Here is a 22,782-nt window from a genome sequence, read left to right on the forward strand (position 1 = left end):
CAGCTCCTTACTTAGTACAGAGAGTGGGTGTTGCTTTCGATGTCTTCTTTCGTAATACGACCGAACATTTTCCAGTAACACCAGGCGGTGTAAATCAGGATGATCGGTACGAAGACCAGCGCCACAAAGGTCATCAGGTTCAGGGTCATCTGACTGGAGGTAGCATCCCACATGGTCAGACTGGCGTTCATCATAATGCTTGACGGCATGATGAACGGGAACATCGCGATACCCGCAGTCAGGATAATGCAGGCCAGCGTCAGTGAAGAGAACACGAACGCCAGTGCGCCTTTTTCCGCACGCGAAGTCAGCACCGTCAGCAGCGGCAACACCACACCAAGTGCAGGAATCGCCCACAATGACGGGATGTTATTGAAGTTTGCCAGCCAGGCACCGGCCTGACGCGCCACTTCTTTATTCAGCGGGTTGGAAGCAGCATGGTGATCCATGGCGGAAGTCACAACATAACCATCAATACCGTAGACCACCCACACCCCGGCCAGCACGAAGCAGATCGTAGTAACCAGTGCAGCAACCTGCGAAGTAGTACGTGCACGCAGATGCAGTTCACCCACCGTACGCATTTGCAGATAGGTTGCTCCCTGGGTGATGATCATCGCCACGCTTACCACACCGGCCAGCAGACCAAACGGGTTAAGCAACTGGAAGAAGTTCCCGGTATAGGTCAGACGCAGATATTCATCGACGCTGAACGGTACGCCCTGCAGCAGGTTACCGAAGGCAACACCAATGACCAGCGGCGGCACAAAGCTACCGATGAAAATGCCCCAGTCCCACATGTTGCGCCAGCGGCTCTCTTCGATCTTAGAGCGATAGTCAAAACCTACCGGACGGAAGAACAGAGAGGCCAGCACCAGGATCATCGCCACATAGAAACCGGAGAACGCGGCGGCATAAACCATTGGCCAGGCAGCGAACAACGCACCACCCGCCGTGATCAGCCATACCTGGTTACCGTCCCAGTGTGGTGCGATGGAGTTAATCATCACACGGCGTTCGGTATCGCTACGACCCAGGAAACGGGTGAGCATGCCCACCCCCATGTCGAAGCCGTCGGTGACGGCGAAACCAATTAGCAGAATGCCAACCAGCAGCCACCAGATAAAACGTAATACTTCATAATCGATCATTTGACGACTCCTGTCTTAGCGTGCCGGCTGAGAAGCCACAGTGGACTGCTCGTAATGATAGCGGCCAGTTTTCAGGCTGCTTGGGCCCAGGCGTGCGAACTTGAACATCAAGAACATTTCAGCCACCAGGAACAGGGTATACAGACCGCAAATCAGGATCATCGAGAACAGCAGGTCGCCTGCGGTCAGGGTCGAGTTCGCCACAGCGGTCGGCAGCATTTCACCGATAGCCCACGGTTGACGACCATACTCCGCCACAAACCAGCCGGATTCGATAGCAATCCACGGCAGCGGAATGCCATACAGCGCAGCACGCAGCAGCCATTTTTTCTCGCCGATGCGGTTACGACAAACGGTCCAGAACGACACGGCGATGATGAACAGCATCAGCACGCCACACGCCACCATAATACGGAAGGCGAAGTACAGCGGCGCCACACGAGGAATGGAGTCCTGCGTTGCCTGTTTAATCTGCGCTTCGGTCGCATCCGCCACATTCGGCGTATAGCGTTTGAGCAGCAAGCCGTAACCCAAGTCTTTCTTCACGTTGTTGAACTCATCGCGTACGGACGGGTCTTTCGAACCGGAACGCAGTTGTTCAAGCAGGTGATACGCTTTCATACCGTTACGGATACGCTCTTCATGCTGCACCATCAGGTCTTTCAGGCCGATAACCGGCGTGTCGACAGAACGGGTAGCGATGATGCCCAGCGCGTAAGGGATCTGGATGGACATATGGTTTTTCTGCGCATCCTGGTCCGGAATACCAAACAGGGTAAACGCAGCCGGTGCAGGTTGGGTTTCCCACTCAGCTTCGATGGCCGCCAGTTTGGTTTTCTGCACGTCACCCATTTCGTAACCAGATTCATCACCCAGTACGATAACGGACAGCACAGCAGCCATACCGAAGCTCGCTGCGATAGCAAAGGAGCGTTTCGCGAACGCGATGTCACGACCGCGCAGCAGGTAGTAAGAGCTGATACCAAGGATGAAGATGGCACCGCAGGTATAGCCAGAGGCCACGGTATGGACAAATTTCACCTGAGCAACCGGGTTGAGTACCAGTTCGGCGAAGCTGACCATTTCCATACGCATGGTTTCGAAGTTGAAATCGGCAGCAACCGGGTTTTGCATCCAGCCGTTTGCCACAAGGATCCACAGCGCGGACAAGTTGGAGCCCAGCGCGACCAGCCAGGTCACTGCCATATGCTGTACTTTGCCCAGACGATCCCAACCGAAGAAAAACAGACCTACAAAAGTGGACTCGAGGAAGAAGGCCATCAAACCTTCAATGGCCAGTGGCGCACCGAAGATGTCCCCAACGTAGTGAGAATAGTAAGACCAGTTAGTCCCGAACTGGAACTCCATGGTCAAACCAGTGGCCACGCCCAGTGCAAAGTTGATACCAAACAACTTGCCCCAGAACTTGGTCATATCTTTATAAATCTGTTTGCCGGAGAGGACGTAGACCGTTTCCATAATGGCCAGCAAGAACGCCATACCGAGCGTCAGTGGCACAAAAAGGAAGTGGTACATCGCGGTCAAGGCAAACTGCAAACGTGACAGTTCGACTATATCTAACATCATGACTCCTTGCTCATCGCATGAAGACTCCGAGAGTAAACCTCGTCAGCGAAGGTTTACGCGCATGCCCCAATACAAAAGTTGTTGCACTTTTAAATCATCATCAGCAATAACGTTGATGCCGATTCAAAAAAGTTACAACTACGTTAATAAAAAACCCAAATTGATCTCTCGAATATATTACTCCGCAAACCCCTTACAATAAAAAGGTTTTTATTGTGTTTGTTTTACGTTTTTCGACAGTGATCAATTTATACTGAATTTAGCAGTTTTAAGCCAATTTGATCGGCGACAATTTAACTATTTTTGGTGCCTTTTCCAAGCTTTTAAATATTGATTTAAATCAATTTCATCGGTTTCTGTTAATTTTGTAGACACAGCATCCTTTTAGTAAAAAAGGTGTTAACAATATGTATATCTTAACGCAAACAACCGTTATCAAACGGTCGCGAAAGAGAAATAATTACCCGCTTATTTAACGTTTAATCCTGGGTGCGCATTACGGCTTGCAAAAAAGGTCCGATTGCTCAGGGAAAAAGAGGTGATTTTATTACCCTCATTTATTTCACAATAATTTCACTTTCAGGAAAAAATATTTAACACCACAAGGTTACTATTCAATAAAAAAGGCCGCGTAGTGTTACGCAGCCTTAAGTAAAAATCTAACAGGAACGGCTTATTAACATTCCTCAAGGTTATGATTGTTGGCTTTCCGCGTTAATTTGTCCCAACAATTCCAGAAGCGCATCCACATCCTGCCGCTGTGTGCGCCAGGATGAAACACTGATACGTAGCGCTGGTCTTCCCTGCCAGCGGGTACTGCCAAACCAGGTTTTACCCGAGGCTTGTGCCGCAGCCAGTACGGCCTCCGTTTGCGCGTCACTTCCACAACGAAACAGTACCTGATTAATCACCACACGGTTCAGCACCTCAAACCCAAGCTGTTTCAGCCCCTCGCTGATGACACGCGCCAGCATGCAGTGTCTGTCGACCATCTCGCGTACCCCCTCACGACCCAGCACGCGCAGCGCCGCCCAGACCGGGACTCCTCGTGGACGACGAGAAAACTCCAGCGTCAGATTCTTCTGCGCATCGGCACTGGCGCTCATGTAGACCGCATCGCTGTTCATCGCCCCGGCCAGAACCTGAGGATCGCGACAAATGACCATCGCGCAATCATAAGGCGTGTTGAGCCACTTATGGGCATCGGTGGTCCAACTGTCAGCCAGTTCAATGCCCTGTGTCAGCGCCGCCTGTGATGACGCGCGAGCCCAGAGACCAAAGGCGCCATCAACATGGACCCATGCCCCTGCCGCGTGGGCCCGTGGGATAATCTGTGCGAAAGGATCAAACTCACCTGTATTCACCTCCCCTGCCTGCAGGCAAAGTATGGTGCGGGCATCAAGCGGTGGCAGTTGCTGCACGTCAACCCGCCCGAACGCGTCTACTGGCGCAATAATCAATCGCGACATGCCGAATCCCAGAATACGCAGCGCCTTTTTCACCGTGATGTGAACCAGTTCGGAGACCACCACTTTGATTTCCGGCGCGCCGGGCAACCCGTCGTTGTCGATATCCCAGCCTTCACGTGCCAGCAACTCACGACGCGCTGCCGCCAGAGCGGCTAATGTACATGCCGTTGCGCTGGTGCCAAAACCAACGGCGCTTTCACGCGGCAAATCCAGCGCTTCCAGCACCCAGCGGCCCGCAACACGTTCCACCGTATCGGCAACCGGTGAATTCAGAAACGACGACGCACACTGATCCCAGGCGACCATTAACCGCTCAGCCGCTGAGGCGGAAGGCAATGTCGCCCCCACCACGAAACCAAAATAACCCGGCCCGTTCGATGCTGTAGTCGCAGGCGAACCAATATCATCCAGCAGGGCCAGCGTCTGCTCCGCCGATTCCCCTGCCTGCGGTAGCGGTTCATCAAACGCGCTCAGCGCGGCGATAGCGTCAGCATCAGGAAAAACGCGTCGCGTGCTGTTCCCCTCCAGATAACGTAAGCCACGCGCATCAGCCTCAGCCAGCAGTTCCCGTTCGTTCATTTCATTACCCCTGTTGTCTTAACTCTCATCTGGCATCAGATGCCGCGTTAACGCCCATATCATCAGCGCCAGTAAACTTACCGTCGCCCCTAATAAACAGACCCCCTGCCAGCCATGGTGAGCAAATACCGCAGTGGTCGCGATAGCCCCGACCCCACTTCCCGTGGCGTAGAACAGCATATAGAGGGCAATCAGCCGTCCGTGCGTCGCTGACGTGCGCAAAATCATGCTCTGATTGGTAACATGCAGCGCCTGCCCACCCAAATCCAGCAGCACAATCCCTACCAATAACAGTGGTAGTGAATGTTCAATCTGTGACAGGGGCCACCATGCCAGCAATAGCAGCACCAGCGCATAAAAACTGGTGCGCTGCCCATGACCGCGATCGGCATCACGCCCGGCTCTGGTCGCGGCAAGAGCTCCCGCCACACCGGCAAGCGCGAACAGCCCAATCATCGTATGTGAAAAACTATAGGGAGGCGCACTTAGCGGGAGCACCATTGCACTCCAGAAAATCGTAAAGGCGGCAAACATTAACAACGCCAGCACACCACGAATTTGCAATACGCGATCGGTACAGAGTAATGTCAGCATCGAGAACAGCAGTTGTCTCGCACTGACGGATTCGGGATGCACACCAAAGTGCGGCAGTTGTCGCCAGAGCAGCGGCAGCAGTACCAGCATCATTAACGCAGAAGCGCTATATACTGCGCGCCATCCCGCCAGATCGCTCATCACACCGGCAAAGACACGTGCCAGCAGCAAACCAATAAAAACACCGCTTTGTGCCGCGCCAACCACCCGCCCACGCTCCTGAACTTCGGCAGCACTGGCCGCACAGGCGATAAGCCCCTGCGTCATCGCCGTGCCGAGCAACCCCGTCGCCAGCATGCCCACCAGCAAAACCCAGGCAGATTGCGCCACCACAACGATACCAAGCGCAGCAATCAGCGCCAGCAGTTGCAACAACATCAGGCGCCGTCGCTCCACAATATCCCCCAACGGCACCAGCAGCAGTAATGCCAGCGCACAGCCCACCTGCGTGGCGGTGACCACACCGCCCACCGCAGCCTGACTGATGGCGAAGTCCCGTGCCAGCATGTCGAGCAGCGGTTGCGCGTAATAAACATTCGCCACACTCAGCCCACTGGCGATAGCAAACAGCAACACCAGGCTACGCGGCATCGCTGTCGGTTTCATGGTTTCACTGCATAGGGGTGCAGCAGGCATACTGCATATCTCTTCTTTCATCGCCCCACCTGGTTGCAAAAAAAAACTAGTTGAAGCGTAAATAAACCAGTTTTAAAATGCAACTTGAAAGTTTTTCACGAGGCCCGGCTATGACATCTGAACGCTCCCCCGCTTACCAGCCCTGCCCGGTCGCCCGGTCAGTCGATATCATCGGCGATCGCTGGGCACTGCTTATCGTGCGCGACGCGTTCGACGGCGTGCGGCGTTTTGGCGATTTTCAGCGTGGCCTGGGGATGGCGCGCAATATTCTCACCGACCGTCTGCGTAAGCTGGTCGAGGCGGGTATTTTCGCCACCCAGCCTGCGTCTGACGGCACGGCGTATCAGGAGTATGTACTGACGCAAAAAGGGCAATCGCTCTTTCCGGTTATTGTCGCACTACGTCAGTGGGGCGAAGGCTATCTCTTTGCACCTGGCGAACCGTATTCGTTGCTGGTGGATACACGCACCGGTGAGGCCATCCCTCCGATGGCCCCGGTCGCGCCTGACGGCCAAACATTGACCGGTGAAAACACCCGCGTGCGTAAAATCGGCGCATAAAAAAGGCCGCTCTTTTCGGAGCGGCCAACCATGTCGAACATATTACAGCCCCTTTCAACGAGGGGCATTGAGTCTTATTTGATAATCGCTTTCAGCGCTTCGCCGATATCGGCCAGGCTGCGAACGGTTTTCACGCCAGCGGCTTCCAGAGCGGCAAATTTCTCATCCGCTGTCCCTTTACCCCCTGCGATGATTGCACCCGCGTGGCCCATACGTTTGCCTTTCGGCGCGGTCACACCGGCGATATAACCGACAACCGGTTTGGTCACATGATCTTTGATATAAGCCGCCGCTTCTTCTTCCGCGCTACCGCCGATTTCACCGATCATAACGATCGCTTCGGTCTGCGGATCTTCCTGGAACAGTTTCAGGATATCGATGAAGTTAGAGCCCGGGATCGGGTCGCCGCCGATACCCACACAGGTGGACTGGCCGAAGCCGTAGTCAGTGGTCTGCTTAACCGCTTCATAGGTCAGCGTACCAGAACGGGAGACGATGCCCACTTTGCCTGGCTGGTGAATGTGGCCCGGCATGATGCCGATCTTGCATTCGCCTGGGGTGATAACGCCAGGGCAGTTCGGCCCAATCATGCGCACGCCCGCTTCGTCGAGTTTCACTTTCACGGTCAGCATATCCAGCGTCGGGATACCTTCGGTAATGGTGATAATCAGCTTAATGCCTGCGTCAATCGCTTCCAGAATGGAGTCTTTGCAGAACGGCGCCGGAACATAGATAACCGACGCGGTTGCGCCCGTTGCTTCTACCGCTTCACGCACGGTGTTAAACACCGGCAGGCCCAGATGGGTGGTGCCGCCTTTGCCTGGCGTAACGCCGCCGACCATTTGCGTACCGTAAGCAATCGCTTGTTCGGAGTGGAAAGTACCCTGGCTTCCGGTGAAACCCTGGCAGATAACTTTGGTGTTTTTATCAATTAAAACGGACATTATTTCCCCTCCACTGCGGCAACGACCTGCTGCGCTGCATCCGTCAGACTTTTCGCTGCAATAATATTCAGGCCGCTGTCAGCCAGACGCTTCGCACCCAGCTCCGCGTTGTTACCTTCCAGACGAACGACAACCGGTACGTTAACACCTACTTCTTCTACCGCGCCGATGATGCCGTCGGCAATCAGGTCGCAGCGAACGATACCGCCGAAGATGTTAACCAGAACGGCTTTCACGTTTTCGTCAGACAGAATGATTTTGAATGCTTCGGTTACGCGCTCTTTGGTCGCGCCACCGCCCACGTCGAGGAAGTTTGCCGGTTCGCCGCCGTGCAGCTTAACGATGTCCATCGTCCCCATCGCCAGGCCTGCGCCGTTAACCATGCAACCAATGTTGCCTTCCAGCGCAACGTAGTTGAGTTCCCAGTGTGCCGCCTGCGCTTCGCGCGGGTCTTCCTGAGACTGGTCACGCATTTCGCGCAGTTCGGATTGACGGAACAGTGCGTTGCCGTCAGCACCCAGTTTGCCATCGAGGCAGATCAGGTCGCCCTGTTTAGTGATGACCAGCGGGTTAATTTCGATCAGCGCCAGGTCGCGCTCCAGGAAAATGGTCGCCAGGCCCATAAAGATTTTGGTGAACTGCTGAACCTGCTTACCTTCCAGACCCAGTTTGAACGCCAGCTCGCGTCCCTGGTACGGCATTGGGCCGGCCAGCGGGTCAAGGGCGATTTTGTGGATAAGGTGCGGGGTTTCTTCCGCCACTTTTTCGATTTCTACGCCACCTTCGGTAGACGCCATGAACACAACGCGACGGGAGCTACGATCAACAACAGCGCCCAGATACAGCTCTTTGCCGATGTCAGTCGCTGCTTCAACCAGGATCTGGTTGACCGGCTGGCCATTGGCGTCTGTTTGATAGGTCACCAGACGTTTGCCAAGCCAGTTTTCCGCGAACGCGCGAATATCTTCTTTGCTGTTAACAACTTTTACACCGCCCGCTTTACCACGGCCACCTGCGTGTACCTGGCACTTCACTACCCACGGACCCGCGCCGATTTTGGACGCAGCCTCTTCCGCTTCACGCGGCGTCGTGCACGCATAGCCTACAGGAGCAGGCAAACCGTAACGGGCAAAAAGCTGTTTTGCCTGATATTCATGTAAGTTCATGTGTTCTATCCATCCTTCATTAGACTTGTTACGCCGGACGGCGCTGCGCGTATCCGGCTTACAATGCAGGTGTTCGTTTTTGTAACCCGGCAGCATTACGCCGCCGGGCAAAGGACACTACACGTCCAGCAGCAGACGTGTCGGATCTTCCAGTAGCTCTTTAATCGCCACCAGGAAGCCAACGGATTCGCGACCGTCAATCAGGCGGTGATCATAAGAGAGCGCCAGATACATCATGGGCAGAATTTCAACTTTGCCATCCACAGCCATCGGGCGGTCTTTAATGGCATGCATACCCAGAATTGCGCTCTGCGGTGGGTTGATGATTGGCGTAGACATCAGCGAACCAAACACACCGCCGTTGGTAATGGTGAAGTTACCACCGGTCAGGTCTTCAACGGTCAGTTTGCCGTCACGCCCTTTCACCGCCAGATCTTTAATGCGTTTTTCGATATCGGCCATGCCCAGGGTATCCACATCGCGCAGAACCGGGGTCACCAGGCCACGCGGCGTAGAGACCGCCATGCTGACATCGAAATAGTTGTGGTACACCACATCGTCACCATCGATAGAGGCGTTCACTTCCGGGTAGCGTTTCAGCGCTTCTACCACCGCTTTCACGTAGAAGGACATAAAGCCCAGGCGAATGCCATGACGTTTTTCAAAGGCATCGCCGTACTGCTTACGCAGATCCATAATCGGCTTCATGTTCACTTCGTTAAAAGTCGTGAGCATGGCGGTGGAGTTCTTCGCTTCCAGCAGACGCTCTGCCACACGTTTACGCAGACGGGTCATCGGCACGCGTTTTTCAGAGCGGCCCGCCAGTTGCGGCGCAGCAGGTGCTGCAGCCGGCGCGGCAGGTTTACTTTCTTCTTTTTTCGCCGGTGCTTTCGCCAGATGTTTTTCAATATCTTCGCGAGTCAGACGACCACCGACACCGGTGCCTTTAATGGCGCTGGCTTCAAGATTATGCTCGGCCAACAGGCGACGGATAGCCGGGCTGAGCGCATCATTGTTTTGCTCTTCGAGAGACGCCTGCTGGCGCTGAGCCGGGGTAGACTCTTTGGCTTCAGATTTCGCGCTGCTCTCTTTGCCAGCGCTGTTACCTTCGCGCAGGCGGCCCAGAATCTGGCGTGACGTTACGGTAGTGCCTTCATCTTCAAGCACTGCGTCCAGAATGCCGTCTGCCGATGCCGGTACTTCCAGTACCACTTTGTCAGTTTCGATTTCTACCAACACTTCATCGCGTTGGACGGTATCGCCCGGTTTTTTGTGCCAGGTCGCAACGGTCGCATCAGCAACGGACTCAGGCAGGTCGGGTACAAGAATATCTACGCTACTCATTATTTATCCTTTAATTAATCGACGTTCAGCGCGTCATTGACCAGAGCTTGTTGCTGTTTCTGGTGAACGGACAGATATCCTACCGCTGGCGAAGCGGAGGCCGGGCGACCTGCATATTGCAGGGCTGCCCCAAACGGAATCACTTCTCGCAGATGATGCTGGCTGCAGTACCATGCGCCCTGGTTGAGCGGCTCTTCCTGGCACCAGACAAAATCCTGTACATGCGCATACGGTTTCAGCGCTTCCTGCACCGACTGGTGCGGGAACGGATACAACTGCTCAATCCTGACAATGGCGACGTCTTTCTGATCGTTCTTGCGACGCTGTTCAAGCAGGTCATAATAAACCTTACCAGAACACAGAACGACGCGCTTAACCCCTTTCGGATCAAGGGCGTCTATCTCACCGATCGCAGGCATAAAGGTGCCATTCGCCAGTTCATCGAGACTGGAGACCGCCAGCGGGTGGCGCAGCAGCGATTTCGGCGACATGACAACCAGCGGACGGCGCATACCGCGCAGCGCCTGACGACGCAGCATGTGGTAAACCTGCGCCGGGGTTGACGGTACACAGACCTGCATGTTTTGTTCAGCGCACAACTGCAGATAACGCTCCAGACGCGCGGAGGAGTGTTCCGGCCCCTGGCCTTCGTAACCGTGCGGCAGCAGCATCACCAGACCACACATACGGCCCCATTTCTGCTCACCGGAGCTGATGAACTGGTCGATAACCACCTGAGCGCCGTTGGCAAAGTCACCGAACTGCGCTTCCCAAATGGTCAGGGTACGCGGCTCTGCGGTGGCGTAACCGTACTCAAACGCCAGAACCGCTTCCTCAGACAGAACGGAGTCCCAGACTTTGAACGGCCCCTGGCTATTGTGGACGTGATGCAGCGGCGTATAGGTTGAACCGTTGGCCTGGTTATGGATAACCGCGTGACGATGGAAGAACGTGCCGCGACCAGAATCTTCACCGGACAGACGTACGGAGATGCCTTCGTCAACCAGTGTCGCATAGGCCAGGTTTTCCGCGCCGCCCCAGTCGAACAGTTTCTCGCCCGACGCCATCGCCTGACGGTCGTTGTAAATTTTTGCAACGCGGGCCTGCATTTCGATGGATTCCGGCACCGTACTGATGCGTTTGGCCAGTTCCTGCAGGCGCTTCATTTCGACCTTGTTCGGGTAGCTCTCATCCCATTCGTGGTTGAGGTACGGCGACCAGGTAAAAGAGTGCATGTTCATCGGACGCCACTCTTTCACAACACACTCGCCGGCATCCAGTGCGTCACGGTAGAGGTTCACCAGTTCGGTCGCGTCTTCCAGCGTCGCAACACCGTCATGCTCCAGCTTGTCAGCATAGATTTTGCGCGGGGTCGGATGCTTTTTGATTTTCTGGTACATCAGCGGCTGAGTTGCGCTCGGCTCGTCGGCTTCGTTATGACCGTGACGGCGATAGCAGACCAGGTCGATGAACACATCGCGTTTGAAGGTATTGCGGAAGTCCAGCGCCACGCGGGTAACGAAAGCAACGGCTTCCGGGTCATCCGCGTTAACGTGGAAAATCGGCGCCTGCACCATTTTACCGATATCGGTACAGTATGGCGTGGAGCGCGCATCAAGCGGGTTAGAGGTGGTGAAGCCCACCTGGTTATTAATGACGATACGCACGGTACCGCCCACTTCATAACCGCGCGCTTTGGACATGTTCAGGGTTTCCTGAACCACGCCCTGACCTGTAACGGCCGCGTCACCGTGAATCGTGATTGGCAGAACTTTGTTGCTGCTCGGCTCATCCAGGCGGTCAAGACGTGCACGCACGGACCCCATCACTACCGGGCTGACGATTTCAAGGTGCGACGGGTTAAACGCCAGCGCCAGGTGCACAAGCCCACCCTCGGTTTCGATATCGGACGAGAACCCCATATGGTATTTCACGTCACCCGTACCGAGATGCTCTTTATGTTTACCCGCAAATTCGTCAAACAGATCCTGCGGTTTTTTACCCAGCACGTTAATGAGCACATTCAGACGACCGCGGTGCGCCATACCCAGCACCACTTCGCGCGTGCCGCTTTTACCGGCATGGCGAATCATCTCTTTGAGCATCGGCACCAGCGCATCGCCGCCTTCCAGCGAGAAGCGTTTCGCGCCGGGGAATTTCGCACCCAGATAACGCTCCATCCCTTCTGCCGCCGTCAGTTCGCTGAGGAAACGTTTTTTCTCATCAGCGGTAAAGGAGGCTTTGCCAGCAACGGATTCAATACGCTGTTGGATCCAGCGTTTTTCTTCGGTGCTGGTAATGTGCATATATTCAGCACCGATGGAGCCGCAGTAGGTTTGTTTCAGAGCTGCGATCAAATCGCCAAGCTGCATCGTGTCTTTGCCGATGGCAAAAGAACCTACGTTGAACGTCTCCTGGAAGTCTGCCTCGGTCAGGTCATGGAATGACGGGTCGAGGTCTGCAACACGCTCTTGTTGCCACAGTCCCAGCGGATCGAGATTGGCCTGCTGGTGACCGCGGAAACGATAGGCGTTAATGAGCTGCAGGACTTTTACCTGCTTCGCATTGGTGTCAGGGTCAGAAATGGAGGAAGAGTAACGTGAGGCATCCTTCGCCAGACGACGGAAATAATCACGTGTTTTGGAATGGAATTGATCCGGTTTCACTCCGGTGCCCGGTAACTCTTCAAACATGGAACGCCATGTCGCATCTACCGAGTCAGGATCGGTTAAGAAGTCTTCATAGAGCTGTTCTATCCAGCTCTGGTTCGAACCAGAGAGGTAAGAAGAGTCCAGCCAGGCTTTCAAAGCGCTGTTCTGCATCGTGATCCCTTAAGCATTGTTATGCTTACTTCGCCGTGGATAACTACAACGCGCGCGGCAGGGCGCACACGTCCCGGGGTTCACTTGCGAGCTCTTCTCTTTGTTGGCCCGCGAAGGAACCTTTAAAAACTGTCTGAATATTTTCCCTCACCCCTGCCCTCTCCCGGAGGGAGAGGGGGAAGAACGTGCGGCAGTTTTTAAAGGTCTCCTGCAATCTATTCCCTCTCCCCTTGGGGGAGAGGGTTAGGGTGAGGGGAAAAGCGCCCCTCTGACTTACGCACTGCGTTGCAACAACATCGATTTAATATGACCGATGGCACGCGTCGGGTTCAGTCCCTTCGGACAAACACTGACGCAGTTCATAATGCTATGGCAGCGGAATACGCTGAAAGCATCACTCAGCCCTTCCAGGCGGTTATCGGTCTCGGTATCACGACTGTCAATCAGGAAGCGATACGCGGCCAGCAGACCGGCTGGACCGATAAACTTATCCGGATTCCACCAGAACGACGGACAGGACGTGGAGCAGCATGCACAAAGGATACATTCGTACAGCCCATCGAGTTTTTCACGCTGTTCGGGCATCTGCAGATGCTCACGCGCAGGTGGATTTTGCCCATTATTCAATAAGTAAGGCTTAATCTTCTCATATTGGGCATAGAATTGTCCCATGTCCACAACCAAATCACGGATTACCGGCAGCCCCGGCAGTGGGCGAATCACAATCTTCTGCTTACCGTTGCCCAGCGCCGACAGCGGCGTAATACACGCCAGACCGTTTTTCCCGTTCATGTTGAGGCCGTCTGAACCGCATACTCCTTCGCGACAGGAACGACGGAAAGAGAGACTCGGGTCTTTTTCTTTTAGCTGCATCAACGCATCGAGCAGCATCATGTCACGACCTTCTTCCCCTTCCAGGGTGTAATCCTGCATGCGCGGAGCGTCGTCAACATCCGGGTTATAGCGATAAATTGAAAACTCGAATTTCATTTTCCTGTCTCCGCATTAGTAAGTACGAATCTTCGGCGGGAAAGCCGGACGCAGTTTCGGTTCCATGTTGACGCTACGGCGCGTCATGGATTCCGTCTCTGGCAGATACAGGGAATGGCACAGCCAGTTTTCATCATCACGCTCCGGGAAGTCGAAGCGACTATGCGCGCCACGGCTCTCGGTACGGAAGTTGGCAGATACCGCCGTCGCGTACGCGGTTTCCATCAGGTTATCCAGCTCCAGGCACTCAACACGCTGGGTGTTAAATTCACTGGAAGTGTCATCCAGACGGGCATTTTTCAGACGCTCGCGAATGACTTTCAGTTGCTCAAGACCTTTCGCCATCGCGTCGCCTTCACGGAAGACCGAGAAGTTATGTTGCATACATTCCTGCAACGCTTTACGAATGGTCACCGGATCTTCACCTGAACGGTTGTTGTTCCAACGGTTGAGACGCTCCAGCGAACCTTCAATGTCAGATTCACTCGCATCGCGCAGTACGCCCTGCTCAGCGATAGACTCTTGCAGATGCAGACCTGCCGCACGACCAAAGACCACAAGGTCAAGCAGGGAGTTGCCGCCCAGACGGTTGGCACCGTGCACCGATACGCAGGCAATTTCGCCCACTGCGAACAGGCCTGGAATCACCACATCTTCGCCCTGCGCGTTCACCGTCAGCGCCTGACCGGTCACTTTGGTCGGGATCCCGCCCATCATATAGTGACAAGTTGGGATCACCGGGATCGGCTCTTTTACAGGATCGACGTGCGCAAAAGTACGGGACAGCTCCAGAATGCCAGGCAAACGCGACTCCAGCACCTCTTTACCGAGGTGGTCGAGTTTTAGTTTGGCGTGTGGTCCCCACGGACCGTCACAGCCACGACCTTCACGGATTTCGATCATGATGGAACGTGCCACCACATCACGACCCGCCAGGTCTTTTGCGTTCGGCGCATAGCGCTCCATGAAACGCTCACCATGTTTGTTTAAGAGATAGCCGCCTTCACCGCGGCAACCTTCGGTGACCAGCACCCCTGCCCCGGCGATACCGGTCGGGTGGAACTGCCACATTTCCATATCCTGCACCGGCACACCGGCACGCAGCGCCATCCCGACACCGTCGCCGGTATTGATGTGCGCGTTGGTGGTGGACTGGTAAATACGACCAGCGCCGCCCGTTGCCAGTACGGTCGCACGGGCTTTGAAATAAACCACTTCACCGGTTTCAATGCACAGCGCGGTACAACCGACGACTGCACCATCCTGGTTTTTCACCAGATCCAGCGCGTACCACTCGGAAAAAATAGTAGTGTGGTTTTTAAGGTTTTGCTGATAAAGCGTATGCAATAACGCGTGCCCGGTACGGTCAGCCGCCGCTGCGGTACGTGCAGCCTGCTCGCCACCGAAATTTTTTGACTGGCCGCCGAACGGACGCTGGTAGATGCGGCCGTCATCGAGACGCGAAAACGGCAGGCCCATATGTTCCAGTTCCAGAATGGCTTCCGGACCGGTTTTACACATATATTCAATGGCATCCTGGTCGCCGATGTAATCGGAACCTTTTACCGTATCGTACATGTGCCATTCCCAGTTATCTTCGTGGGTATTGCCCAGCGCTACCGTAATGCCGCCCTGAGCGGATACAGTGTGAGAACGGGTTGGAAAAACTTTAGAAAGCAGCGCACAGGTCTGGCCGCTTTGGGAAATTTGTAACGCCGCGCGCATACCTGCGCCGCCTGCGCCAATAACGACAGCATCAAATTCTCTGACTGGCAGTTTCATCACACACCCCACACCACAACGAATCCATAAATAACGTAAGCCGCGAGTGCAACGACAATAGCCAGTTGCAGAATCAGGCGCACAGCCAGCGGTTTAACGTAGTCGGTCAACACCTGCCACATGCCAATCCAGGCATGAATCAAAATGGAGAACAGTGCCAGCAGGGTGAAGACTTTCGTGAAGGCAGATGAGAAGAAGCCTGTCCAGACTTGCCAGGTAATATCGCCAGTGATAGCGAAAAAACCGACCATATAGATGATATAGAGCGTCAGGACGATTGCGGTAGCACGGACCAGAATGAAGTCATGTACGCCGTTGCGTCCTAATGCGGAGGCGTTGCTTACCATACGAGGACTCCTGCGAGAAGTGAAAGCACGACAGTAATTGCAAATGACACGTTGGCGGAACGTTTTCCTGCCTCAAAAGTTTCTTCCAGCCAGCCAAAATCCATCAGCATGTGGCGAATACCGCCAACCGCATGGTAAGCCAGCGCAGTCAGAATGCCCCACAAAATGAATTTAACAAAAAAACCACTCATAATAGCGGAGGCAGACTGGAAGCCTTCTTCGGATGACAGCGACAGGCCCAGTAACCACAGCAGGATACCGACCGCCACAAAGGTGATGACGCCGGAAACGCGGTGAAGAATGGACGCTATTGCCGTAACAGGAAACCGGATCGTTGCGAGATCCAGATTAACAGGTCTTTGTTTTTTCACATTTTTTATCATGAATAACGCCCACATGCTGTTCTTATAGTTTCCTTCCTCCGGTCTGCTTGCGGGTCAGACAGCGTCCTTTTCTATAACTGCGCGTAATGCAAAATTTCAGCTTCCAGATGCGAAACGACAGGTTACAACGCTGGGTGGCTCGGGATTGCAGGGTATTCCGGAGACCTGGCGGCAGTATAGGTCGTTCACAAAATCATTACAATTATCCTACATATAGTTTGTCGGGTTTTATGCTGAACAGTGATCATGGTCACGATAACAACATTATTTTAAAATTTAATCATCTGATTTGACAAAAGTTAAACATTCTTGTTACAAACTTCATCAGAAGAGAGATATAATTCGCAAAAGTTATGGGGTCTATCTTTCACCTGCAAATAAGTTATGCAACAGTGTGATGAAGTTGACCGAATTAATCAGGACAGTTATTAGTGATAGCAGGTTTGACAAAATCCGACTGCTAAGAACCTGATTTGTTGCTGTTTTGACTGTACTTTCAATGTGTACCTGCTAGCGCCCATCGCTCTGTACCCTGGTTTTTCCTCTCATCAGAGCAGCGAGCCAAATAATAATCTGGTAGCGTTAAAAGGCAGTTTGAATGCAAATCCGGTAACAGGTAGTCTTAAGCAATAAGGCGCTAAGGAGACCGTAAATGGCTGATAAAAAAGCAAACATCACCTATAATGGTGACGCTGCTATTGAACTGGATGTGCTAAAGGGCACGCTCGGTCAGGATGTTATTGATATCCGTAGTCTCGGTTCAAAAGGTGTATTCACTTTTGACCCAGGTTTCACCTCTACCGCATCATGCGAATCCAAAATCACCTTCATTGATGGCGACGAAGGTATCCTGTTGCATCGTGGTTTCCCGATCGACCAACTGGCCACCGATTCCAACTATCTCGAAGTCTGCTATATCCTGCTGTACGGCGAAAAACCGACGCAGGAGCAATACGATGAGTTCAAACTCACCGTCACTCGACACACAATGATTCACGAGCAGATTACCCGTCTGTTCCATGGCTTCCGTCGTGACTCTCATCCGATGGCGGTTCTGTGTGGCGTCACCGGCGCGCTGGCGGCGTTCTACCATGACTCTCTGGATGTGAACAATCCGCGTCACCGTGAGATTGCAGCCTTCCGCCTGTTGTCCAAAATGCCGACTGTGGCAGCGATGTGTTACAAATATTCTATCGGTCAGCCTTTCGTTTATCCGCGTAACGACCTCTCCTACGCCGGTAACTTCCTGCATATGATGTTCGCCACTCCGTGCGAAAGCTATGAAGTGAACCCGGTGCTGGAACGTGCAATGGACCGCATCCTGATCCTGCACGCTGACCATGAGCAGAACGCCTCGACTTCCACCGTCCGTACCGCCGGCTCCTCGGGTGCAAACCCGTTTGCCTGTATCGCTGCGGGTATTGCCTCCCTGTGGGGACCGGCGCACGGCGGCGCGAACGAAGCCGCGCTGAAAATGCTTGAAGAGATCAGCACCGTTAAACACATTCCGGAATTCCTGCGTCGCGCCAAAGACAAGAACGATTCGTTCCGTCTGATGGGCTTCGGTCACCGTGTCTACAAGAACTATGACCCGCGCGCGACCGTTATGCGTGAAACCTGCCACGAAGTATTGCGTGAGCTGGGTACCAAAGACGATCTGCTGGAAGTGGCAATGGAACTTGAGCACATCGCGCTCAACGACCCGTACTTCATCGAGCGTAAGCTGTACCCGAACGTGGACTTCTACTCCGGTATCATCCTTAAAGCGATGGGCATTCCGTCTTCCATGTTTACCGTTATCTTCGCGATGGCGCGTACCGTGGGCTGGATTGCACACTGGAACGAAATGCACGACGACGGCATTAAAATTGCCCGTCCGCGTCAGTTGTACACCGGTTATGAAAAACGCGATTTCAAAACCGATCTCGAAAAGCATTAAGCTGCTGATAGTAAAAAACCCGCTGCGGCGGGTTTTTTATTGGCTGCCGTCTGGCGGCAAAGAATTAACGCCAAAACCAGTGGCCCGGCTAAGCAGAATTACTTCTGACACCCCGGACACCCATAAAACGGACGTGAAGAGAGGGTCGATTTTTCGATTATCCCCCCGCAGCGCTCGCAGACCTGCCCGGCACGGTGAAAAACGTTAAAGCGAAATAGCGCCCCGTGATGGTGGTTTTCATCCACCCTGCCACGCGTCTGGTAGGAAAGGCGCGGAATGTCGAGCAGCGCCTGGGCCAGCGTGTCGAGCTGGGCCTCATTGAGATCGATCGCTTTATGCTGCGGCGCAAGGGCGGCATGCCACAGGATTTCCACGCGCAAGTAGTTCCCCAGTCCGGCGAGAAACGCCTGATCAAGCAGCAAACCGGAAAACTGGCGACGACAAAACCGGGGAGATAATAACCGCGATTTGACCTGTTCGACGGTCAGTGACATATCCAGCACATCCGGTCCTACGCGCTGTAAGAAAGGGTGAACGGCCAGTTCGTCGGCGGTCAGTATCTCAATGTCAGAGGCGCTATAAAGCAAAATGGCTTTGTCTTTCGCCGCCAGCCGTACACGCAGCACGCGGTTGGTTTCAGTCACCTCTTCCGCTTCAACCACCCGCCAGACGCCATACAACTGGTTGTGGCTGTACATCGTCATGCCATTGGAAAAGTGGGTCAGCAACGCTTTACCCCGGGTTTCAATGCGTTCAACGCACTCGCCAACCAGCGTCTGCGCGAAAGAGTGAAGATGGGGAAAGGCAAACCAGACATCCGTGAGCGGTTTACCTTTGATGGCCGCTTCAAGACTGTCTGCTGCACGGCGAATTTCAGGACCTTCTGGCATCACAACATCCTTTTAATTTTCTGCACTCACGACAATACCAGACCGATCGAATGCTTCACGCAGACGACGGGCAAATGCCAGAGCATGTTCTCCGTCGCCATGCAGGCAGACGGTTTGCGCCCGCAGCGAAATATCACGCCCGTTGACGCTTTTTACCTTGCCAGATAAGACCATCCCCAGCGTTTGCGTCAGCGCGGTCTCGTCATCGGTAATCAGTGCCCCCGGCTGTGAACGTGGCACCAGCGTGCCATCGTCCTGATAACCGCGATCGGCAAACACTTCCTCGCGCGTGGTAAGTTGAAGGTGTTTTGCGGCGCGAATAAGCTCACTGCCCGCAAGACCGACCAGAATCAACGACGGGTCACAATCGCGCACCGCGCGGGCGATAGCTTCCGCCAGCGTGGGATCGACGGCGGCCTGGTTATACAGCATGCCGTGCGGTTTGACATGAACCATGCGTCCCCCTTCGGCACGCACAATCGCCGCCAGCGCGCCGCACTGGTAAAGCGTCTGCGCGTAGACGGTCTGTGGGGGTAACTGCATCGCCGTGCGGCCAAAATTCTCCCGGTCAGGAAAACTCGGGTGTGCCCCCACCGCCACGCCATTTTTCAACGCCTCCTGAACACATTCGTGCATGGTTTGCGCATCGCCCGCATGAAAGCCACAGGCGATATTGGCTGAGGAGACCAGTTTCAGAAGCGCAGCATCATTGCCGCACCCTTCCCCCAGATCGGCGTTTAAGTCAATTTTCATTACGCAGCCGCCACGACAGTTGTTCCAGGTAACGTTGCTGATCCTGGCGCGCCGCCAGCGCCTCTTCCAGTGTACAGGGGACAAAATGGATAGGATGCCCAAGAGGGATCTGCGCCAGATGGTACATGTCGGCCTCGATAATGCAGGCGATCCGCGGGTAACCGCCCGTTGTCTGAGCATCATTCATTAACACGATGGGTTGCCCATTCGGCGGCACCTGTACCACGCCGGGTAAAAGCCCGTGCGACACCAGCTCGCGATCGGTGGCACGTATTAACTTATGGCCCTGCAAACGGTATCCCATACGGTTACTTTGCGGGTCGAGATGCCATGGCACGCGCCAGAAGGCCTCCTGCGAGTGCTGATCAAACTCCCGATACTCCGGCCCTGGCAGTGCGCGAATGCGGTTGCCCCAAAGCAACTGCTTCACCCCTTGTGGCCCCTTAAAGTTCTGCGTAACAGCCCGCAACGGGATTTCGTCGCCATCACGCAGCAAGCGGCCTTCCAGCCCACCTAGCCCGGTTTTTAAATCCGTACTGCAGGAGCCCAGGACTTCCGGCACGTTCAGTCCACCGGCAACGGCCAGATAACTGCGCATGCCGTGCTGCGGCCGTTTCAGTACCAGCTTTTGCCCAGCCTGGACCGGGTACCGCCAGCCCGTCCAGACAGCTTTGCCGTCGAGTTTGGCTTCACAACCCGCGCCCGTCAGCGCAAACCACGTCGCTTCGTTAAACTGCACTTCACACTGACCGAGCGTTATCTCAAGGCCTGGGGCATCGCCGTCGTTACCGACCAGCGCGTTGGCGATGTGCAGCGCCGGGCCATCCAGCGCGCCACAATAGCTGACGCCGGATTGCCGCAGCCCCACGCGTTTACCTGCCTGGATTGTGGTGTAGATACCCGCACGAAGAATTTTCAGCATATGCCCTCCTTACGCGGGATAAACCGCAGTGTGTCACCGGGGCGAAGCAATACAGGTTCTGAAAGCGACGGGTTAAACAGCGGCAGTTCGGTGCGGCCAATCAGGTTCCAGCCGCCCGGCGTTTCGAGCGGATAGATCCCCGTTTGCGCCCCGCCAATGGCAACAGATCCGACAGGCACACGCACGCGAGGTTCGGCGCGACGCGGCGTGGCGAGGTTTTCGGGCAGACCGCCCAGATACGGGAAGCCCGGCTGGAATCCTAAAAACCACACCACATAATCAATGGAAGAGTGCAACTCAACGACCTGTTTCTGCGTCAGCCCGGTATGGCGCGCCACATCAGGCAGATCCGGCCCGGCTTCGCCGCCATAAATGACCGGGATATCGATTATGCGCGATTCAGGCTCCAGCGCTTCGCTCTCTTCCCACCAGCGCTGTAAACGCTCAATGGCATCCAGCGCCAGGGTTTGCGGATCGCGCAATACCACGGTGATGTTATTCATTCCAGGAATAGCTTCAACCACATCGGGCACATCCGCCAGACGCTGTGTTAAGCGCCAGATACGTTTTTGCGTCGCCAATGTGACGGGAGGCTCCAGCTCCAGTACCACCGCCGTTTCACCTAACAGATAACAACGTGCTCTCTGCACTGTCCCGCTCCTTATGCCACAGATACGTTATCGATACGTAAAATAAGATAACGTGGTCATTTCCCCCCGTCGATAAACATATACGCGCTGAATAGCTATTCCAGCACGTGACACAAGCAATAAATTTAATAATAATCAATTAGATATGTGATTTTACCGTTAGCGTTGCCAGCTTTAATATTATTGATGGTGGATGCCGTCTGCATATAACGCGCTACCAGAGGTATGGTGTAAGTCGTTCCCTGGCTGGGTGACATTGTATAGTTTTGCACGCCCTTTCCCGCGGAGAAATCCACCAGTTGCGGTGAAGCTGACGTACCGTATGCTAACTGAATCCCCACTCCCGATGCCGCAGAACTCCCCGTATCGATCGGCATGATTCCCTGACTGCTAGTTGTCGCATTAACAGGCATTAACGTCACCGTCATAATATTATTGCGGACAATATCTTTATTTTCTCCCCGCTCCCCCGTGCCGTAGAACACTGGGCAGTTGATCAGACGAATACTGGCATCAACCCAGGGAGTGGCGAACTTTCCGCCTTCGCGGTTGCTGGTTTCTCCCAACACGCGCGTGCCCATATTAACAGCCACGTCCGGCGTATCGCAGGTACCACTTACGATGTTAAATGTCGACGGTGAAAGCACGAAACGGGCCATTAGTACATCGCCGTTGGGTAAGCGGGCGGTGTTACTGCTTTTAGAAACTCTGGAAATAGAATTAATACTGGGAATAACCGTGGAATCAATATTAACGGTTCGTGCTCCGACCGGAATATCGCCGTATTTAACTATGTTAATATCAAAAGCCTGGGTCACGGAAACTGTATAATCAATGGCATAATTTGTATAATTAGCAGGGCTAGACCAATAAGGAAAAGCATAATTCATAAGACGCACGACCAGTCCAACTCCCGGTATATTCGTTTTATAGACAGGGTAATTAGAACCCGTCTGACTGACCAATCCTCCACCACTCATAGTAACAGTCTGACCACCTTCGCCGTAAACATAGCCTCCCTGCAAGTTCATAGCTCCCATTGACTGGCATTTAAAATTTTGCCCACTTTGCGGCGCGACATAATGTTCAAAAAATACGGTACCCACAGGTGCATTAGGATCAATGGTTACTTTTTTACCGGCGGGAATGGAAATGTTAAAGGTCTTGGTGTCATAACTGCAGTCCGTGCCCCAGGCCGTCGCATATAATGGCTGGCTGACCGCCATACTTAGAACCAGAAATAAATAATTACGCATAATGTTCTCCTTTTGCTC

General features: G+C 54.1%; 19 protein-coding genes. 2 read left to right on the plus strand and 17 right to left on the minus strand.

All coding sequences use genetic code 11. The annotated features are described in order from the left end of the window. Positions 1 to 11 precede the first annotated feature (11 nt). From cydB to ABU190_RS23935, 4 genes are all read right to left on the minus strand, one after another. Positions 12 to 1,151, minus strand: coding sequence for a cytochrome d ubiquinol oxidase subunit II (gene cydB, locus ABU190_RS23920; protein ID WP_041852072.1), 1,140 nt, complete (start codon positions 1,149 to 1,151; stop codon positions 12 to 14). A gap of 15 nt (positions 1,152 to 1,166) precedes the next feature. Further along, positions 1,167 to 2,735: a cytochrome ubiquinol oxidase subunit I gene (cydA, locus tag ABU190_RS23925; protein WP_041852073.1), complete on the minus strand. Its 1,569-nt coding sequence runs from the start codon at positions 2,733 to 2,735 to the stop codon at positions 1,167 to 1,169. A gap of 695 nt (positions 2,736 to 3,430) precedes the next feature. Then, on the minus strand, positions 3,431 to 4,786 hold the full coding sequence (locus ABU190_RS23930; protein WP_354692554.1) for a pyridoxal-dependent decarboxylase: 1,356 nt from the start codon (positions 4,784 to 4,786) through the stop codon (positions 3,431 to 3,433). Between the two features lie 18 nt (positions 4,787 to 4,804). Beyond that, positions 4,805 to 6,016, minus strand: coding sequence for an MFS transporter (locus tag ABU190_RS23935; protein ID WP_354692575.1), 1,212 nt, complete (start codon positions 6,014 to 6,016; stop codon positions 4,805 to 4,807). Between the two features lie 110 nt (positions 6,017 to 6,126). Between ABU190_RS23935 and ABU190_RS23940 the strand changes: the two genes are divergently transcribed. Next, entirely contained in the window at positions 6,127 to 6,576 is a 450-nt protein-coding gene (locus ABU190_RS23940) for a helix-turn-helix domain-containing protein (protein ID WP_354692555.1), read from the plus strand. 74 nt (positions 6,577 to 6,650) lie between these two features. Here ABU190_RS23940 and sucD read toward each other — a convergent pair whose 3' ends face one another. From sucD to sdhC, 8 genes are all read right to left on the minus strand, one after another. Beyond that, entirely contained in the window at positions 6,651 to 7,520 is an 870-nt protein-coding gene (gene sucD / locus ABU190_RS23945; RefSeq protein WP_041852077.1) for a succinate--CoA ligase subunit alpha, read from the minus strand. Further along, complete coding sequence (gene sucC / locus ABU190_RS23950; protein ID WP_041852113.1) at positions 7,520 to 8,686, minus strand: ADP-forming succinate--CoA ligase subunit beta; 1,167 nt, start codon at positions 8,684 to 8,686, stop codon at positions 7,520 to 7,522. Before sucC ends, sucD begins: the two co-directional genes overlap by 1 nt. Positions 8,687 to 8,803: 117 nt before the next feature. After that, on the minus strand, positions 8,804 to 10,030 hold the full coding sequence (odhB, locus tag ABU190_RS23955) for a 2-oxoglutarate dehydrogenase complex dihydrolipoyllysine-residue succinyltransferase (RefSeq protein WP_354692556.1): 1,227 nt from the start codon (positions 10,028 to 10,030) through the stop codon (positions 8,804 to 8,806). A 14-nt stretch (positions 10,031 to 10,044) separates the two neighbouring features. Then, complete coding sequence (gene sucA, locus ABU190_RS23960) at positions 10,045 to 12,852, minus strand: 2-oxoglutarate dehydrogenase E1 component (RefSeq protein ID WP_041852079.1); 2,808 nt, start codon at positions 12,850 to 12,852, stop codon at positions 10,045 to 10,047. A 273-nt stretch (positions 12,853 to 13,125) separates the two neighbouring features. Then, positions 13,126 to 13,842 carry a succinate dehydrogenase iron-sulfur subunit SdhB gene (gene sdhB / locus ABU190_RS23965; RefSeq protein WP_041852080.1) on the minus strand — a complete coding sequence of 239 codons (717 nt, stop codon included), beginning with the start codon at positions 13,840 to 13,842 and terminating at the stop codon, positions 13,126 to 13,128. 15 nt (positions 13,843 to 13,857) lie between these two features. Beyond that, positions 13,858 to 15,624, minus strand: coding sequence for a succinate dehydrogenase flavoprotein subunit (gene sdhA, locus ABU190_RS23970; protein ID WP_041852081.1), 1,767 nt, complete (start codon positions 15,622 to 15,624; stop codon positions 13,858 to 13,860). Further along, positions 15,624 to 15,971, minus strand: a complete 348-nt coding sequence (gene sdhD / locus ABU190_RS23975) for a succinate dehydrogenase membrane anchor subunit (RefSeq protein ID WP_041852082.1) — start codon at positions 15,969 to 15,971, stop codon at positions 15,624 to 15,626. Before sdhD ends, sdhA begins: the two co-directional genes overlap by 1 nt. Then, entirely contained in the window at positions 15,965 to 16,369 is a 405-nt protein-coding gene (gene sdhC, locus ABU190_RS23980; RefSeq protein WP_047371241.1) for a succinate dehydrogenase cytochrome b556 subunit, read from the minus strand. Before sdhC ends, sdhD begins: the two co-directional genes overlap by 7 nt. 637 nt (positions 16,370 to 17,006) lie before the next feature. Between sdhC and ABU190_RS23985 the strand changes: the two genes are divergently transcribed. Continuing rightward, the gene (locus tag ABU190_RS23985; protein WP_041852084.1) at positions 17,007 to 18,293 is read left to right on the plus strand and encodes a citrate synthase; all 1,287 of its coding nucleotides are present in this window, start codon (positions 17,007 to 17,009) and stop codon (positions 18,291 to 18,293) included. A gap of 98 nt (positions 18,294 to 18,391) precedes the next feature. On the opposite strand, the gene nei is transcribed toward ABU190_RS23985, so the two are convergent. From nei to ABU190_RS24010, 5 genes are all read right to left on the minus strand, one after another. After that, entirely contained in the window at positions 18,392 to 19,183 is a 792-nt protein-coding gene (gene nei / locus ABU190_RS23990; protein ID WP_354692557.1) for an endonuclease VIII, read from the minus strand. A gap of 12 nt (positions 19,184 to 19,195) precedes the next feature. Next, on the minus strand, positions 19,196 to 19,936 hold the full coding sequence (pxpA, locus tag ABU190_RS23995; protein ID WP_354692558.1) for a 5-oxoprolinase subunit PxpA: 741 nt from the start codon (positions 19,934 to 19,936) through the stop codon (positions 19,196 to 19,198). Beyond that, entirely contained in the window at positions 19,926 to 20,858 is a 933-nt protein-coding gene (gene pxpC, locus ABU190_RS24000) for a 5-oxoprolinase subunit PxpC (protein WP_041852087.1), read from the minus strand. Before pxpC ends, pxpA begins: the two co-directional genes overlap by 11 nt. Further along, entirely contained in the window at positions 20,852 to 21,508 is a 657-nt protein-coding gene (gene pxpB / locus ABU190_RS24005; protein WP_041852088.1) for a 5-oxoprolinase subunit PxpB, read from the minus strand. Before pxpB ends, pxpC begins: the two co-directional genes overlap by 7 nt. Before the next feature lie 125 nt (positions 21,509 to 21,633). Then, on the minus strand, positions 21,634 to 22,764 hold the full coding sequence (locus ABU190_RS24010) for a hypothetical protein (protein WP_354692559.1): 1,131 nt from the start codon (positions 22,762 to 22,764) through the stop codon (positions 21,634 to 21,636). Positions 22,765 to 22,782: the final 18 nt, after the last annotated feature.

This window comes from Phytobacter sp. RSE-02 (genome assembly GCF_040578655.1).
Taxonomy (GTDB): domain Bacteria; phylum Pseudomonadota; class Gammaproteobacteria; order Enterobacterales; family Enterobacteriaceae; genus Phytobacter; species Phytobacter diazotrophicus.